The sequence below is a fragment of the Ideonella dechloratans genome (assembly GCF_021049305.1).
GTDB classification, from domain to species: domain Bacteria; phylum Pseudomonadota; class Gammaproteobacteria; order Burkholderiales; family Burkholderiaceae_C; genus Ideonella; species Ideonella dechloratans.
Window position 1 is genome coordinate 1,062,982 of sequence record NZ_CP088081.1, and the last position, 16,287, is coordinate 1,079,268.

The following is a 16,287-nucleotide window of genomic DNA, read 5'->3' on the forward strand; positions in this document are numbered from 1 at the left end:
GAACGCATGAGCTCCTCCCCCCTTTCCTCTCTTCCCACGCCGCGGCGTGGTCTGCTGCTGGGCACGGCCGGCTGGACGGCGGTGGCCGCAGCCACCGCGCTGGTGGCCGTGCTGGTGCCCGTGCTGAACCTGCTGGTACCCGAGGGCAGCCCGCTGCACCTGAGCGACTATGCCGTGGCCCTGGTCGGCAAGATCATGTGCTACGCCATCTGTGCCCTGGCCATGGACCTGATCTGGGGCTACACCGGCATCCTGTCGCTGGGCCATGGCGTGTTCTTCGCGCTGGGTGGCTACGCCATGGGCATGTACCTGATGCGCCAGATCGGCCGCGACGGCAACTACCAGAGCGATCTGCCGGACTTCATGGTCTTCCTCGACTGGAAGACGCTGCCCTGGCACTGGGCGGTGTCCGACAGCTTTGTCGCCCAGCTGCTGCTGGTGCTGCTGGTGCCCGGTCTGCTGGCCTTCGTCTTCGGCTTCTTCGCCTTCCGCAGCCGCATCAAGGGCGTGTACTTCAGCATCATCACGCAGGCCATGACCTTCGCGGCGATGCTGCTGTTCTTCCGCAACGAGACGGGCTTCGGCGGCAACAACGGCTTCACCGACTTCAAGCGCATCCTGGGCATTCCCATCGCCCAGCCTTCCACCCGCATGGTGCTGTTCGTGCTGACCGGCCTGACGCTGATCGGCTTCTACCTGATGGCCCGCTGGATCGTGAACAGCAAGTTCGGCCGCGTGCTGCAGGCCATCCGGGATGCCGAGAGCCGCGTCATGTTCACCGGCTACAACCCACTGGCCTACAAGCTGGCCATCTGGACCCTGTCGGCGGTGATGTGCGGCGTGGCCGGGGCGCTCTACGTGCCGCAGGTGGGCATCATCAACCCCAGCGAGATGAGCCCCGCGGCCTCGATCGAGATCGCCATCTGGGCGGCCGTGGGCGGACGGGCCAGCCTGATCGGCCCCATCGTCGGCGCCTTCTTCGTCAACGGCGCCAAGAGCTGGTTCACCCAGGTCTTCCCGGAGTTCTGGCTCTACTTCCTGGGGGCCCTGTTCATCGCCGTCACGCTGTTCCTGCCCAACGGCATCGTGGGCCTGGCCGCCAAGCTGACTGGCCGCAAGAAGGAGGAGCGCGCATGACCCCCGATCTGATGGAGGCCGGCGCCCGGCGCGTGGCCGAACACGACACCCTGATGCAGACGGCGTCCTCGGGCGACCGCGAGGCCAGTTTCGGCCGCGTGCTGAACGGGGCCGAGCCGGATTTCGCCCATGGCGTGGCGCTGTACCTGGACGGCATCACCGTGAGCTTCGATGGCTTCCGGGCACTCAACAAGCTCAGTCTGGCGGTCAACGTGGGCGAGCTGCGCTGCATCATCGGCCCCAATGGCGCGGGCAAGACGACCATGATGGACGTCATCACCGGAAAGACCCGGCCCGACCTGGGCACGGCGTCCTTCGGCTCCAACATCGACCTGCTGCGTCTGCGCGAGAACGAGATCGCCCAGATCGGCATCGGCCGCAAGTTCCAGAAGCCCACCGTGTTCGAGGAGCTCTCGGTCTTCGAGAACCTGGAGCTGGCGCTCAAGGCCGACCGCCGGGCCCGGGCCGGCCTGTTCGCCCGCCTGAGCGGCGCCCAGCTGGACCGCATTGCCGAGACCCTGCAGCTCATCCATCTGCTGCCGCAGGCCCAGCGCACCGCCGGTCTGCTCAGCCATGGCCAGAAGCAGTGGCTGGAGATCGGCATGCTGCTGATGCAGGACCCCAAGCTGCTGTTGCTGGACGAGCCGGTGGCCGGCATGACCGATGAGGAGACCGAGCGCACCGCCGAGCTCTTCCTCAGCCTGGAGGGCAAGCACTCGCTGGTGGTGGTCGAGCACGACATGAAGTTCGTCGACGAGCTGACCGAGGGACGCAAGACGGTCACCGTGCTGCACGAGGGCAGCGTGCTGGCCGAGGGCCTGCTGTCCGAGGTGCAGGCCGATGAGAAGGTCGTCGAGGTCTACCTGGGCCGCTGAGCAGCACACACAAGGAATCACACGATGCTGAAGGTCGAGGGACTGAACCAGTACTACGGCGGCAGCCACATCCTGCGCGGCCTGAGCTTCGAGGCCAGGCTGGGCGAGGTGACGGTGGTGCTGGGCCGCAACGGCGTGGGCAAGACCACGCTGCTCAAGAGCCTGATGGGGGTGGTGCCGATCAAGACCGGCGCCATCCACCTGGATGGCCAGGACATCACCCATGACACGCCCTACGAGCGGGTGCGCAAGGGCGTGGGCTACGTGCCGCAGGGGCGCGAGATCTTCGGCCGGCTCACGGTGGAGGAAAACCTGCGCATGGGCCTGGCCTACAAGCCGGGCGGCACGCCCATCCCGGCCGAGCTCTTCGAGCTGTTTCCCATCCTGAAGCAGTTCCTGCACCGCCGCGGGGGCGACCTCTCCGGTGGTCAGCAGCAGCAGCTGGCCATCGCCCGTGCCCTGGCGGCCGGGCCCAAGCTGCTGATCCTGGACGAGCCCACCGAGGGCATCCAGCCCAGCATCATCAAGGACATCGGCCGGGTCATCCGCATGCTGGCCGACCGTGGCGACATGGCCATCGTGCTGGTGGAGCAGTACTACGACTTCGCCGCCGAGCTGGCCGATCAGTACCTGGTGATGGAACGCGGCGAGATCGTCCAGCGCGGCCGCGGTGCCGACATGGAAGCCGAGGGCGCCCGGCAGCGGATGTCGATCTGAGCGGACCCGCTCAGGGCTGGCGCGTCCCGGGCTGAGACGCCGCCTGGGCCGATTTGGCCGCTGCGGCGGCCTGCCGGTCCATACCGGCCATGATGGCGGCCACCACGTCCGCGTCGGGATCCGGCTCGCTGCGCTGGCGCGCTGCCTTGGACTTCGCCCTGGCCACGCCGCTGCCCGACTCGGCAGACCGCTGGCCTGCGCTCGTCTTGGCGGGCTTCCTGGTCGGGGATGTCTTCACCGTGGACTTGTGGGCCGTCGGGTTGGCCTGGGTCTCCGGGGCGGGGGCACGCTCGGCCAACGAGTCTTCGGCCAGGGCGCGAGCCGCGGTGGCGGTGTTCGTCGGCACGTCCGCGCCGGGACGCGGCGGGGCCGGCTGCGGCTCGGCCATCGCGACGATCTGCGCCGGCGTGACGGCAGTGGAGGGCTGGGATGCCGCCGAGGCGTCGGCGATCGCCTGTGTCTGGGCGCTGGCCGGCTGCGACGCCGGCGGCGGCGCGGGGGTGGCCCGGGCCAGCCGAGGCGCAGAGGACTCGCCGGAAGACCCGGCGGAGGCGAGCCAGAAGCTCACACCACCGAGCAATGCCATCCCGGTCAGGCCCCAAAGCCACATCGTCTTGGCGCGCGGCTTGCCCGCAGTGACTGCCGCGGCATGGGCCTGCGGATGGATCGCGTCGAGCAGACGCACACCCGGTGCAGAGGCCGGCGCAGCAGAGGGGGAAAGCAAACTGGGGCGAGCCTCTGGCCGGCTCACCCCGTGATCTTGTGATGACGAATCCATATCGGGCGAGGCTCGCATGGCCCGGCGCATTTTGGCAAGCTCATTCTATGGACCACCCCACCTTTTGGGTGATCCACTTTGTACGCAAGTGAAAGCAGAATGGCCCGCGTCCCCCGCCCCGTCGGCCGGGGGGATGCCGTCCTTCACATGCTGTTCCTCCTCGCATCGCTGTTCCTGCTGGCTGTCGCCGTCGCGGCCCTGGTCTTCTTTCCTGACCTGCGCCAGCACCTGTCGCAGCGGCTGGGGGCCTCGGCGCTCCAACTGCAGCGCCAGGGGACTTCCACGGGCGAAGCCCTGCGGGCGCGAACCGGCGCCGCGGGCGTTCTGCTGGGCCAGGAGATGGGCCGCTGGGGCGGGATGGCCTGGCGCCGAAGACAGCTGCTCGCGCTGTCTCTTCTGGCCTTGCTGCTCTTGCCGGGCGCCGCCGTGTGGTGGCGGCTGTCGCATCGCGTCGACAGCTACGACCACACCGTCGCTCAGGATGTGGATGAGCATGTAGCAATGTTGTTACAGGGGGAACAGCTTGTGCCGCCGCCGCCGCTGCCGCCCGTCCTTTTTTCGACGCCGGAGGTCAACGAATGGCATCCGCTGGCTCAGCAGGCGAGCCGGCAATGGGAGCTGCTGGACGGCGACTTCCGACAGAGGTTGCTCCAGGTGTTTCGGGTGATGGAAGCGCGTTACGGATACACGATGGTGCTGGTGGAGGGATACCGCAGTCCACAGCGTCAAGCCCAGCTGGCGGCCCTGGGTCCGACCGTTACCTTGGCGGTGGCAGGTGCCAGCTACCATCAGTACGGGCTGGCTGCCGACTGCGCCTTCATGCGCGACGGCAAGGTGGCCATCTCGGAGCGCGACCCATGGGTGGCGCGCGGTTACGAGCTTTACGGTGAGGTTGCCGCCTCGTTGGGCATGACCTGGGGCGGCAGCTGGCGGCGTCTGCGCGATCTGGGACATGTCGAGTTGAGGCGTCCCGGCGTGCTGCGTGCTGTGGGCCCAGGGGGTGGCAGCGCCGCCGAGCCATCGTGAGTTCTCACCGCTCAATCGATATGAGCGTCGACAACGACGCCATCAGGAGGATCGATGTCCAGACCATTCATCGTCGTGGGTGACACAACCAGCCACGGCGGGACGGTGCTCGAAGGAGCCCCGTCCACGACCACCGGGGGAAAGCCCATCGCGCGCGTGGGCGACAAGGTGAGCTGTCCCAAGCGGGGCCATGGCGGCACCACCGTGATTGCCACCGGCGATCCCAGCTGCCTGATCGACGGCAAGCCCGCCGCGCGCCATGGGGACACCACGGCCTGTGGGGCCACCCTGATCTCGAGTCAGGCGGTCAGTACGGACTGAAGTCCGGCCGTGCGCAACCGCGCCGGCCTGGAGGTCGTGTGAGATGAAGTACTGGTTCAAGGGCCTGGCCTGGCTGGTGGCCGTCACCTGCGTGGTCTGGATTGCCGTGCTGTGGCACTGGCGTTCGCAGCCGCGCGATGTCGCGGCGGCCGATCTGTGGATGTACCTGGTGGCCCTGCCGCTGGTGGTGATGGGGCTGCTGGTCGCCGGGCGTTGGGCCTGGGGCGCCGCCGTGCGCAAGCAGGCGCAGGGAGGGTCGGACCAGGCCACAGCCACCGCGCCGCAGCCGGCGGCCGATGCGGCCCCCGGCGCGGCGTCCCAGCGCTGGCACGTGCTGGGGCAATGGGTGCAGCTGGCCGTGGGCGGCAGTCCCGAAGAGGCGCTCGACGCCATCGCCGCGGGCGCGCCCCGTCCCATGCCCGACCCCCTGCTGCGGGATGACCAGGGCCTGCCGGTACTCAGTGCCCGGTGCGCCACGCTGGATCCGGACGCGGTGGCCGTCGAACTGTCCCAGCCGCAGTTGTTCGACGCGGCAGCCCTGAGGGCCTTGTCCGCTTTGGCGCCGGTGATCGATGGGCTGTCTGCCAGCTGGGGCTTCTGGGCGTCGCGTTTCCAGCCCGGTCTGCCTTCCGCTGTGCCCGCCGAGCCGGCCCACCGGGTGCGGGTGCTGGTGCATTGGCCGGCGCATTGGAACGAGCCCGCGCGCGCGCAGGCCCTGGATTGGCTGCGGCTGCGTCTGCAGGTGGGCGCGGGCGACGCGGTTCCTGCCGCCAGCTGGATGGTCCAGGAGGTCGCCGGCGATGGCGTGGCACTGCTGGTCGCGGCCGACAAGCTGCTGGAGACCCTGCAGCGTCAATCTTGCGACGACCTGGTGCTGACCCTGGCCTGTCACAGCGATCTGGACACCCCCGCGGTGGATCGCCTGCTGCGCGAGCAGCGGCTGTTCCAGAGCGAGCGTCAGCCACGCGGCGTGATGCCCGGCGAAGGGGCGGCGGCCGTGCTCTGGGCCACCCGCGCCTGGCCTCTGCCCGAGGACGCTGCGCCGGTGCAGGCCTGCCGTGTGCAGGCGGTACGCCGCGAGCAGTCCATCGATGCGCCGGGCCGCACCCGGGCCCGCGAGCTGTCGCAGGCGGTAGAGAGCCTGCTGACCCAGTCCGCGCAGGCCCCCGAAGCCCTGTGCGCGCTGATGAGCGACTCGGACCAGCACACCGCCCGCGCCACCGAGTTGTTCGCCGTCTCCCTGAGTCGGCTGCCGCAGCTGGAGCCCGCCGAGGACATGCGTCTGCTGGGGACGCTGTCCGGTCATCTGGGCGGCGCTTCGCCGCTGACCACCCTGGCCTTGGCCGCAGCCTGGGCCGGGCAAGGCCCCGGACCGGTGCTGGCCCTGTCGGTCGGCGACCGGCATTGGCGGCTGGCGGCCCATCTCGATCTTCCCCGCGAGGCCGTCGCCGATGCCGCCTCCTGAGCGCCTGCGGCGCCCCACTGTCTGCCCTTTTGCTTGACCGGTCTGACCATGAATCGATTTCTTCAACTGCTGCTGGACCCGCGGGTCCTGGGGGTGCTCGGGCTGGCGGCTCTGGCGGCCTTCCTGTTCCTCGGGGCGGATGCGCTCCAGTGGGGGCTGACGCTGGCGGCCATCGTGTTCGGGCTGGTGCTGCTGACGGTGGTGCTCGTCTGGACCGTGCGCCGTTGGCGCGCACGACGTGCGGCCCGGCGCATGGAGCAGGAGCTCGAAAGCACGCTGGGCGAAGCGGACCGCGCGGGGCGCGGTGGCAAGGAGGGCACGGAGACCGCGGTCATCCGCGAACGTCTGGTGGAGGCCCTCAAGACCATCAAGACCTCCAAGCTGGGGCAGACCACCGGGCAGGCCGCACTCTATGAGCTGCCCTGGTACATGGTCATCGGCAACCCGGCGGCCGGCAAGAGCACGGCCATCGTCCAGTCGGGCCTGCACTTTCCCTTCGCCCGCGGCACCGACAACATCCTGCGCGGCATCGGTGGCACACGCAACTGCGACTGGTTCTTCACCAGCGAAGGCATCCTGATCGACACGGCCGGCCGCTATGCGGTGCACGAGGAGGACCGTGGCGAGTGGCTCAGCTTTCTGGGCATGCTCAAGCGCAACCGGCCCAAGGCCCCGATCAACGGCATCCTGATCGCGGCCAGCCTGGCCGAGCTGATCGAGGCCAAGCCCGATGCGGTGATCCGCCTGGCCAAGAGCCTGCGCCAGCGCGTGCAGGAGCTCACGGAGAGCCTGGAGGTGTTCGCGCCGGTCTATGTGGTGTTCACCAAGGCCGACCTGATTCCCGGCTTCGTGGACTTCTTCGAGGACCAGGATGCGAAGGAGCGCGAGCGGGTCTGGGGGGCCACGCTGGCCTACCGGCCGGACGCACCGGTGGATGCGGTCGAGCAGTTCGATGCCCACTTCGACGAGCTGCAGGATGGGTTGCGCGAACTGGCCATGGCCCGCATGGCCCTGAACCGGGGCCGGCCGCTGTCGCCGGCCGTGCTCGCCTTCCCGCTCGAGTTCGCGGCCATGCAGAACGTGCTGCGCAGCTTCGTGGCCACCCTGTTCGAGGACAACCCCTACCAGTACCGGCCGGTGTTCCGTGGCTTCTACTTCACCAGCGCGGTGCAGCAGGGCGTGGTGGGCGACCGCGCCCGCAATGGCGTGGCCCAGCGCTTCGGCCTCGGGGCGCCGTCCGGCCCGGCGCCTGCGCCGGTGCAGACGGAGAACGGCTTCTTCCTCAAGGACCTCTTCTCCAAGGTGCTGTTCGCCGACCGGCAGCTGGTGCGGCAGCATGCCAGCAAGGCCAAGGTCCGCCTGCGCATCGCCACTTTCGCCGGGGGCGTGGGGGTGCTGGCGCTGGCTCTGGCGGGCTGGAGCTGGTCCTATGTGGGCAACCGCCAGCTGGTGCAGAACGTCCAGGCCGACCTGGACAAGGCGGTCAAGCTGCAGCAGGGGCAGACCGATCTGGCGTCCCGTCTGCAGGCCATGGAGCTGCTGCAGAACCGGGTCGAGCAGCTCGATGCCTGGCGCGATAGCCATCCCTGGTCGGTGGGCCTGGGCCTCTACCAGGGCCAGGTCCTGGAGCGCAAGCTGCGCAGCGAATACTTCCACGGGGTGCGCGAGCTGATGCTCAAGCCGGTGTCCCAGGCCATTGAAGGCTATCTCGGCGAGGTGAACCGCCACGCGGCCGAGCTCAAGCCGATCAAGGCGGTGGAGGCTGGCGTCCAGCCGGTGGCGCTGTCGGCGTCGGCGGCCCAGGCCGCGGCCAGCGCCGCGGGCAGCGGTTCCGCCGCGGTGGCCGCGCCCTCACGCTATGTGCAGGCTTCCACCACGGATGTGGAAGATGCCTACAAAGCCTTGAAGACCTACCTCATGCTGGCCGAGCGCCAGCGCATGGACGCCGGCCACCTGACCGACCAGATCACCCGCTTCTGGCGCAGCTGGCTGGAGGACAACCGCGGCAACCTGCCGCGCGAACAGATGATGCGCAGCGCGGAGCGCATGGTCAGTTTCTCGATGGCCAACCTGAACGACCCGGCCTACCCGGTGCTGGACAACAACTTCAGCCTGGTGGACCAGACCCGCGAGAACCTGCGCCGCGTGGTGCAGGGGGCGCCCGCGCTGGAGCGCGTCTACGCCGAGGTCAAGGCACGTGCCTCCACCCGCTTCCCGCCGATGACGGTGGCCCGCATCGTGGGCGACACCGGCAAGGACACCGTGCTGGGCAGCCAGGTGGTGTCGGGCACCTTCACCCGCGAGGCCTGGCAGGGCTATGTCAACGAGGCCTTCCAGCAGGCCGCCGAGCATGAGCTGCAGAGCGTGGACTGGGTGCTCAAGACCGACACCCGTGATGACCTGTCGCTGCAGGGCAGCCCGGAGGACATCCGTCGCAAGCTGACCGAGCGCTACAAGAACGAGTACGTGGTCGAGTGGCAGCGCTTCATCCAGGGCATCACGGTGGCCGACTTCAACAGCTTCGACGCGGCGGTCAACCACATGAACCGCCTGGGCGACAAGGCCGACTCGCCCATCCGCAAGCTGCTCACCGTGCTCTACGACCAGACCTCCTGGGACAACCCGTCCATCCTCAACGAGCGCCTGGCCAAGACGCGGCAGGGCTTTGTCGAGTGGTTCAAGCAGAGCGTGCTGCGCATGGCGCCCTCGCGCGTCGAGTTCAAGGTCGATGTGGCCGGTGGCGAGCAGGGCATCCCGATGGGGCCGGTGGGCCGCGAGTTCGCGGTGCTGGCGCGCTGGATGGACGCCCGTGACGGTGGGGCGGCGCCGATCGATGGCTATCTGCAATCGCTCAGCAAGCTACGCACGCGCTTCAATCAGATGAAGAGCCAGGGCGATCCGGGCCCGGCCTCGCGCGAGCTGATGGCCGCCACCCTGTCGGGCAGCGGCTCCGAGCTGGCCGATGCGCTGAAGTATGTCGACGAACAGATGTTCACCGGCGCCACCGACTCGGCCAAGGCCACGCTCAAGCCCATGCTGGTGCGGCCCCTGATGCAGTCCTTTGCCGTGCTGGTGCCCCCGGCCGAAACCGAGCTGAACCGCCTGTGGACCGCCCAGGTGCTGCAGCCCTTCCAGCAGAACCTGGCGGGCAAGTACCCCTTCGACACCAGTTCGCGCATCGAGGCCAGTGCCACCGAGGTGGCGCGGGTGTTCGGGCCCTCCGGCGCGGTGGCCAAGTTCGCCAGCGAGTCGCTGGGGCCCCTGGTGAACCGCCGGGGTGACGCCATCACCGCCCGCCAGTGGGCCGAGCAGGGCCTGCGTCTGCGTCCCGAGTTCGTGGACGGCTTCCCGGCCTGGGTGGCCGCGCTGGACGGGGCCGAAGGCGGCGCCGCGGCGGCCACGGCCGGTGCCACGGCCGGGTCGGCGCAGAGCGCCTTCCAGCTCATGCCCATGGGGGCGCCCGGCTTCCTGGAGTACACGGTGGAGATCGACGGCCAGACCCTGCGCTACCGCAACGGCACGGCGCAGTGGGCCAGCTTCGTCTGGCCCAACCCGGGCGGTACGCCCGGGGTTCGGATCTCCGGTGTCACGCTGGACAACCGGACCGTCGAGGTCTTCAGCGCGCCGGGCGCCTACGGCTTCGAGCGCCTGATCGCGGCGGCCCAGGTGAACAAGCTGCCCGATGGCGTGCGCGAACTGCGCTGGGGCGAGGGCCGCAACGCCATCACCCTCCATTACCGGGCCATCACCATGCCTGGCGCGGCACAGGCCACGGGCAGCAGCGGCGCCGCCCGCGGCAAGGGCCTGCGCGGGCTGAGCCTGCCTGCCCTGGTGGCCGGTACGGCACCGGCCGAGGCGACGGTGGCCAAGGCGGGGGTGGCTCCGTGAGCGTGCGTGCGTTTCCGGTCACCCTGGCCTGGTTCGGCAAGCTGCCCGGCCATGGCGACTTCCTGCGCAGCAACCAGCAGGGCTTGCTGACCCAGCGTCTGGACCAGTGGCTGGCCCAGGGGCTGGACCTGATGGCCACCGACAGCCGCTGGAAGCAGATCTACGACCAGGCCAAGGGCACGCCCTTTGCACTGTTCGGGGTGCAGGGCCGGGCCATGCTGGTGGGCTACCTGCAGCCCAGCACCGATCTGTCGGGCCGACGCTACCCCTTCGTGCTCACGGGCGCCATCGACATGGATGGCGCAGCGGGTCAGTGGGTGCTGATCCCGCTGCTGCTGGAGCGCCTGTGGGGCGATCTGGAGCAGTTGTGCCGGGCGGCGCATGACCATGCCGAGCCGGTGCGTCACCTGGCCGAGGCGGCCCAGCGCGAATGGCAGCTGGTGGTCGATGCCGCCGGACAGCAGGCCGGCTGGCAGGACTTCCTCGAAGACCAGACGCTGGGTGCGCTGGAGGCGCTGTTGCGCAGGGGGGGGCATCCCACCATGGACCTGCACCGCGCCATGGTGGCCCTGGGCCTGCTGCTGCAGCCGGTGCCCGCCAGCGGCGTGTCCAGCCTGGACCGGGGGCTGAGCCTGCCGCTGCCGGACGATCCGCTCTACCGCGCACCGGTGGCCAGCTTCTGGTTGGGGCTGATCGCGCCCTTCGTCTCCCGCGGGAATTTCGAGCTCTCGCTGCACTTCGGGCAGGACGCTGGCGGGGGCGCCTGTCTGTCGGTGGGTTTTGCCGGGGCCTCGGCATCGGCGCTGCAGGTCATGCTGGACAAGCTCAAGGCCGAGGAACTGCGGGTGCCACTGGTGGCGCCCGACTGGGTCGATGGCCAGCTGGATGAGGGCTTCGCCATGCGCAAGCTCTCCAGCTACCTGCGCCAGCCGCAGTTGTCGCTGGCGCAGGCCGTGGCGACCTTCAAGGAATGTTTTCTGGGGGAATGAGATGAACTCGTCGTGGATTCGGATGCCCCGGTGGATCTGGCCAGTGCTGTGCGTGTCGCTGGTCGGGGTGGGCACCCTGGGCTGGGCGGCCGAAGCCGCCCCGCCTGCGAAGGTGGTGCTGGCCGGCGTGGTGCCGGACCAGGCGACCAAGGCGGCGCTGCTGGCCCGCGCGCGCGAGCTGTACGGCGCCGACCGGGTGGTGGACCAGCTGGGAGTGGACCACCTGGTGGCGCCGCCCCAATGGCTGGAGCATGTGCAGCGCGTCCTCACGCCCGAGCTCAAGAAGGTCAGCAATGGTCAGCTGCGCGTGACCGGCAACACGCTGGAGCTCACCGGGCAGGTGGACAGTGAAGCCACGCACCAGCAGTTGGTCAGCACCCTGGCCACCCAGCTGAACAACCCCACCTACGCGGTGCGCGACGGCCTGACGGTCGGCGGCACCGGCCAGGCGGCGCTGGACGATGTGCTGACCCGGCGCACCATCGAGTTCGAGCCGGGCAACGCCCAGCTGACCGCGCGTGGCGTGGCGGTGCTGGAGGAACTGCTGCCCCTGCTGCAGAAGATGCAGGGGCGACGCTTCGAGGTGATCGGCCACACGGATGACCAGGGCGCCCGCGAGGCCAATGTGACCCTGTCCGAGGCGCGGGCCCGGGCGGTCAAGGACTACCTGGTGAGCAAGGGCATCTCGGCGGCCGACATCGTCACCTCCGGGGCCGGCCCGGACCGGCCGGTGGCGGACAACCAGAGCCCCGAGGGCCGTGCCCGCAACCGGCGCATCGAGTTCCGCGTGCTGGCCTGAGAGACCTCCGGCCTCCCGCACCTGAGGGGTATTCAGTAGCCGGGCTCGTCCCGGCGCTCCACCCCCAGCAACTCCTCGACATGGGCCAGGGCGCCCTGATCCTTGACCACGGTGCGCAGCCAGTCGTGCAGCGGCATGGTGCCCCAGCGGGCGGCCTTGTCGGCCAGGTAGGCCACCGGGCTGTGGGGCTCGGTGACGCGGAAGTACTCCGCCACCTGGCGCAACTGCTCCAAGGCTTGGGCCCGCGACTGGATGGGGCCGGCCACCGCCCGCTGCAGGGGCGCCGGCGCCGACAGGGGGGACGGCGCGTCGTCCGCCCCCGGCACCGGGGTTTCCGCGGCCGCGGCGCCAGGCCCGTTCAGGCCGGCATCCCGGGCCAGGCGCTGCAGCGCGTCCTGCGCACTCTCCAGCGCGCGCCGGGCATCGGCAAAGGACGGGGCTTCCGCGCCCAGGGCCTGGTCGGCGAGGCTTGTCAGCCGCGCCCAGGCCGCCACGGCCGAGGCCACGGCCTCCAGCTGTGCTTCGTGGGCACGCAAGCCGGCCTGGGCCAGACCGCGGACGATGGCGTCGAGTCCCGGTGGGGCCTCGGCCGGGTTGGCGTTGGCGGCGGGCTCCGGCTCGCCAGCCAGGCGGCGCGCCCGGGCCGCCTCGACATCCAGCAGGCTCACCGGACGGCCGCCCAGGGCGGCGCGGGGCAGCAGGGAGATGCGGCGCGCCTGCTCCTCCACCTTGCTGCTGAGCCAGCGCAGATTGCCCACGCGGGGTTCCAGGTCGCCGTCCTCGATGAACGGGTGCAGATCGTTCCAGAAGCGCTCCAGCAGCTGGGCGCACAGGGTCACGCCCCGAGCCAGCCCTTCGAAGCCCTGGGTGTGCGCCAGGGCTTCGGCGTACCAGCCGGCCACCCGCAGATCCTTGCTTTGCTGGCGCAGCAACTGCTCGCAGGCGCGGGCCACGCCGGGCCAGTCGGCCACCTTGAGGTGGGCCACCCACTCGCCCTGGTCCAGGGTGGGGTCGTCTTGCCGCCGCAGTTCCTGGATGGCGTCGACCTCCGGCGAGAGGGACATGTCCGAGCCACCCGGCGCAGCCTCGGAGATCGGGGCCAGCAGGTCTTCCAAATCCATTCTTGTGGTGCTCCCTGTTCGTTGCGCGCCATTGTGCCCGCCGCACTCCGGGCCGGATGTGGGCCGCGGGGCAGGTGAAACAGGCGCTTACGAAAAGCCCGGGCTCACTTCCAGAGCCAGGGGCTGGGCAGGCTGGAGTTGGCCAGCCAATGCGTCCAGCCGCGCGGCGCGTCGCGGCGCCGGACCGGTTCGGGCAGGGGCAGGTCGGAGGGGTCGCGGAACCAGAGGCCGTCGGCCATGCTGCGATAGGCCCGCCAGCCGCGCGGCAGATCGGCCACCAGCAGCAAGGAAGGGTCTCGCGACACGGCGCGACCCAGCGTCACGATGCGGCAGTGGTCGTCCTCATCGACGGGGCCGTGCAGAAACTGCCAGTCGCCATCCCGGCTGTGCACCACCAGCAGCACCGGGTGCCCTTCGATCAGCACCCGGGAAGAGGTGTAGGCGAGCGTCTGCGCCGGCTCGCTGAACAACCACGAGGCGTCGCCGTGCTCGGCAGCGGCATCGGCGGGGGAAAAGGGTGGGCGAAAAGACATGGCAGAGGAAACCCTGCCCGGCGATCGTGACAGCGGCGTGGCAGGCAGCGATCACCCGGGACCCGGGATGTGTTGCGCACCTTTACACCTTAACACCGCTGTCCCGGTCGACCCAGCCCCCAATCGGGGGATGTTCCTCCGGAGCGAGGAGGGGGCTCAGCCCTTGCAGGCACCGATGGCTTGCCGGGCGAGCGCGGTGATCTGGTCCCAGTCGCCCGCGCGCAGCGCCGCGGAAGGCGCCAGCCAGGAGCCGCCCACCAGGGCCACATTGGGCTGCGCCAGAAAGCCTGCCAGGTTGTCGAGGTTGACGCCGCCGGTGGGGCAGAAGCGCACATCGCCAAAGGGCGAGGCCAGGGCCTTGAGCATGTCCAGGCCGCCGGCCACGGTGGCCGGAAACAGTTTCATCAGCTGGTAACCGGCTTCCCGGGCGGCCATCACCTCGCCGGGGGTCATCACACCGGGCACGAAGGGCAGGCCGGCCCCGGCCACCGCCTGCAGCAGGCTCGGGCTGTGGCCGGGCGACAGGCCGAAGCGGGCGCCTGCGTCCTGGGCGCGCCGCACGTCGTCGGCGCTGAGCAGGGTGCCGGCGCCCACCTGCATCTCGGGGACATCACGCGCCACGGCCGCGATGGCGTCCAGCGCGCAGGGGGTGCGCAGGGTGATCTCTATCACGTCGATGCCGCCGGCCAGCAGGGCGCGGGCCAGGGGCACCGCGTGGGCGGCCTCCTGCAGCACCACCACGGGCACGACACGGGAGCGGAACGCAGGCAGGGAGGGCAGGGGAGTGCTCACGTCAGATCTCCGGAAAGAGGGCGCTGCCACCGGCCTCGGCGCGCGAGGCCTGGCGGCGGAAGGTGGCGAACAATTCGCGGCCGCAGCCGCGCTGGTGGGCGGACAGGTCCGCCGTCTCGAGGGGCCGGGCGGCCAGTTCATCATCGCTCAGTTCGACGACCAGCCGGCCGGCGTGGGCATCGAGCTCGATGATGTCGCCGCTGCGCAGGCGGGCGATGGCGCCCCCGGCCAGGGCTTCGGGGCTGAGGTGGATGGCCGCCGGCACCTTGCCCGAGGCCCCCGACATGCGGCCGTCGGTCACCAGCGCGACGTGGAAGCCGCGGTCCTGCAGCACGCCCAGCACCGGGGTCAGGGTGTGCAGTTCGGGCATGCCGTTGGCCTGCGGGCCCTGGTGGCGCAGCACGGCCACGAAGTCGCGCTCCAACTGGCCGGCCTTGAACTGGGCGATCAGCTCGGCCGGGTCGTCCACCACCACGGCCGGGGCGCGCACATGGCGGTGTTCGGGCTTGACGGCCGAGACCTTGATGACTGAGCGGCCCAGGTTGCCCTGCAGCAGCTTGAGCCCGCCGTCGGCACTGAAGGGCTCGCGGGCCGGCCGCAGCACGGCCAGGTCGCCGCTGTCGGCCGGCGCGTCGCGCCAGGCCAGGCGGCCGTCCTGCAGCCAGGGCTCGCGGGTGTAGTGGGCCAGACCGGGGCCGGCCACGGTGGCCACATCCGGGTGCAGCAGGCCCGCGTCCAGCAGCTCGCGGATCAGGAAACCCATGCCGCCGGCGGCGTGGAAGTGGTTCACGTCGGCCGTGCCGTTGGGGTAGATGCGCGTCATCAGCGGCACCACCTCGGAGAGCTCGGCGAAGTCGGTCCAGTCGATGCGCAGGCCGGCGGCGCGCGCCATGGCCACCAGGTGCAGGGTGTGGTTGGTGGAGCCACCGGTGGCCAGCAGGCCGACGATGCCGTTGACGATGGCGCGCTCGTCGACGATCTGGGCCAGCACGGTGGGCTCGGTCCCTTGCGCCGACATGGCCAGGGCGCGGCGGGTGGCCTCGTCGGTCAGCGCGGCGCGCAGCGGGTCGTCCGGCGGCACGAAGGCCGAGCCGGGCAGCTGCAGGCCCATGATCTCCATCAGCATCTGGTTGGAGTTGGCCGTGCCGTAGAAGGTGCAGGTGCCGGCGCTGTGGTACGAGGCGGACTCGGCCTCCAGCAGGGCGGCGCGGTTCACCTTGCCCTGGGCGTAGTCCTGGCGCACCTTGGCCTTGCGGTCGTTGGCCAGGCCCGAGCGCATCGGCCCCGCGGGCACGAAGACCACCGGCAGGTGGCCGAACTGCAGCGCCCCGATCAGCAGGCCCGGCACGATCTTGTCGCAGATGCCCAGGCACAGCGCCGCGTCGAAGGTCTGGTGCGACAGGGCCACCGCGGTGGCCATGGCGATCACGTCGCGCGAGAACAGCGAGAGCTCCATGCCCTCGTTGCCCTGGGTGATGCCGTCGCACATGGCGGGCACGCCACCGGCCACCTGGGCCACGCCGCCGGCGGCGCGGGCCGCGGCCTTGATCTGCTCCGGGTAGCTGGCGTAGGGCTGGTGGGCCGACAGCATGTCGTTGTAGGCCGTGACGATGCCGATGTTGGGCGCCCGCAGGGCCTTGATCGCCAGCTTGTCGTCGGCCGGCGAGGCGGCAAAGGTGTGGGCCAGGTTGGCGCAGCTCATGTGCTCGCGCTGGGTGCCCTGGCGCTGCCAGTGGGCCACGGTGTCCAGATAGGCCTGGCGCAGCTCCTGGCTGCGGGCGCGGATGCGCTCGGTGACCTCGGCGATGCGGGGATGCAGGGGTGAACGTGCGGTGGGGGTCATGGC

The 16,287-nt window shown here is 70.3% G+C and carries 14 protein-coding genes; 9 read left to right on the forward strand and 5 right to left on the reverse strand.

Annotated elements, in window-relative coordinates; all coding sequences use genetic code 11:
* The first annotated feature begins 6 nt into the window (after window positions 1–6).
* Genes urtC through urtE form a run of 3 tightly spaced genes read left to right on the forward strand, consistent with a single transcriptional unit; the run spans window position 7 to window position 2,729 of the window.
* A complete protein-coding gene (gene urtC / locus LRM40_RS05000) occupies window positions 7–1,137 on the forward strand; it encodes an urea ABC transporter permease subunit UrtC (protein ID WP_151122129.1) in 1,131 nt (376 codons plus the stop codon).
* Window positions 1,134–2,012, forward strand: coding sequence for an urea ABC transporter ATP-binding protein UrtD (gene urtD, locus LRM40_RS05005; RefSeq protein ID WP_151122128.1), 879 nt, complete (start codon window positions 1,134–1,136; stop codon window positions 2,010–2,012). Before urtC ends, urtD begins: the two co-directional genes overlap by 4 nt.
* A 24-nt stretch (window positions 2,013–2,036) precedes the next feature.
* Entirely contained in the window at window positions 2,037–2,729 is a 693-nt protein-coding gene (gene urtE / locus LRM40_RS05010) for an urea ABC transporter ATP-binding subunit UrtE (RefSeq protein WP_151122127.1), read from the forward strand.
* Between the two features lie 10 nt (window positions 2,730–2,739).
* Here urtE and LRM40_RS05015 read toward each other — a convergent pair whose 3' ends face one another.
* Window positions 2,740–3,414 (reverse strand): hypothetical protein, encoded by a 675-nt coding sequence (locus tag LRM40_RS05015; RefSeq protein ID WP_151122126.1) that lies wholly within the window; start codon window positions 3,412–3,414, stop codon window positions 2,740–2,742.
* 240 nt (window positions 3,415–3,654) lie between these two features.
* Here LRM40_RS05015 and LRM40_RS05020 point away from each other — a divergent pair, with 240 nt between their 5' ends.
* Genes LRM40_RS05020 through LRM40_RS05045 form a run of 6 tightly spaced genes read left to right on the forward strand, consistent with a single transcriptional unit; the run spans window position 3,655 to window position 11,995 of the window.
* The gene (locus tag LRM40_RS05020; protein ID WP_151122125.1) at window positions 3,655–4,533 is read left to right on the forward strand and encodes a M15 family metallopeptidase; all 879 of its coding nucleotides are present in this window, start codon (window positions 3,655–3,657) and stop codon (window positions 4,531–4,533) included.
* A gap of 54 nt (window positions 4,534–4,587) precedes the next feature.
* Window positions 4,588–4,854, forward strand: coding sequence for a PAAR domain-containing protein (locus LRM40_RS05025; protein WP_151122124.1), 267 nt, complete (start codon window positions 4,588–4,590; stop codon window positions 4,852–4,854).
* A gap of 43 nt (window positions 4,855–4,897) precedes the next feature.
* Complete coding sequence (locus LRM40_RS05030) at window positions 4,898–6,319, forward strand: hypothetical protein (RefSeq protein WP_151122123.1); 1,422 nt, start codon at window positions 4,898–4,900, stop codon at window positions 6,317–6,319.
* Between the two features lie 48 nt (window positions 6,320–6,367).
* On the forward strand, window positions 6,368–10,207 hold the full coding sequence (tssM, locus tag LRM40_RS05035; protein WP_151122122.1) for a type VI secretion system membrane subunit TssM: 3,840 nt from the start codon (window positions 6,368–6,370) through the stop codon (window positions 10,205–10,207).
* Window positions 10,204–11,196, forward strand: coding sequence for a type VI secretion system-associated protein TagF (gene tagF, locus LRM40_RS05040; RefSeq protein ID WP_151122121.1), 993 nt, complete (start codon window positions 10,204–10,206; stop codon window positions 11,194–11,196). The genes tssM and tagF overlap by 4 nt, the downstream gene beginning before the upstream one ends.
* 22 nt (window positions 11,197–11,218) lie before the next feature.
* Entirely contained in the window at window positions 11,219–11,995 is a 777-nt protein-coding gene (locus tag LRM40_RS05045) for an OmpA family protein (protein WP_151122120.1), read from the forward strand.
* A gap of 32 nt (window positions 11,996–12,027) precedes the next feature.
* Here LRM40_RS05045 and tssA read toward each other — a convergent pair whose 3' ends face one another.
* From tssA to edd, 4 genes are all read right to left on the reverse strand, one after another.
* The gene (gene tssA / locus LRM40_RS05050) at window positions 12,028–13,116 is read right to left on the reverse strand and encodes a type VI secretion system protein TssA (protein WP_151122119.1); all 1,089 of its coding nucleotides are present in this window, start codon (window positions 13,114–13,116) and stop codon (window positions 12,028–12,030) included.
* 104 nt (window positions 13,117–13,220) lie between these two features.
* Window positions 13,221–13,649 (reverse strand): hypothetical protein, encoded by a 429-nt coding sequence (locus LRM40_RS05055; RefSeq protein WP_151122118.1) that lies wholly within the window; start codon window positions 13,647–13,649, stop codon window positions 13,221–13,223.
* A gap of 156 nt (window positions 13,650–13,805) precedes the next feature.
* On the reverse strand, window positions 13,806–14,441 hold the full coding sequence (eda, locus tag LRM40_RS05060; protein ID WP_151122117.1) for a bifunctional 4-hydroxy-2-oxoglutarate aldolase/2-dehydro-3-deoxy-phosphogluconate aldolase: 636 nt from the start codon (window positions 14,439–14,441) through the stop codon (window positions 13,806–13,808).
* Between the two features lies 1 nt (window position 14,442).
* A complete protein-coding gene (gene edd, locus LRM40_RS05065; protein WP_151122116.1) occupies window positions 14,443–16,284 on the reverse strand; it encodes a phosphogluconate dehydratase in 1,842 nt (613 codons plus the stop codon).
* Window positions 16,285–16,287: the final 3 nt, after the last annotated feature.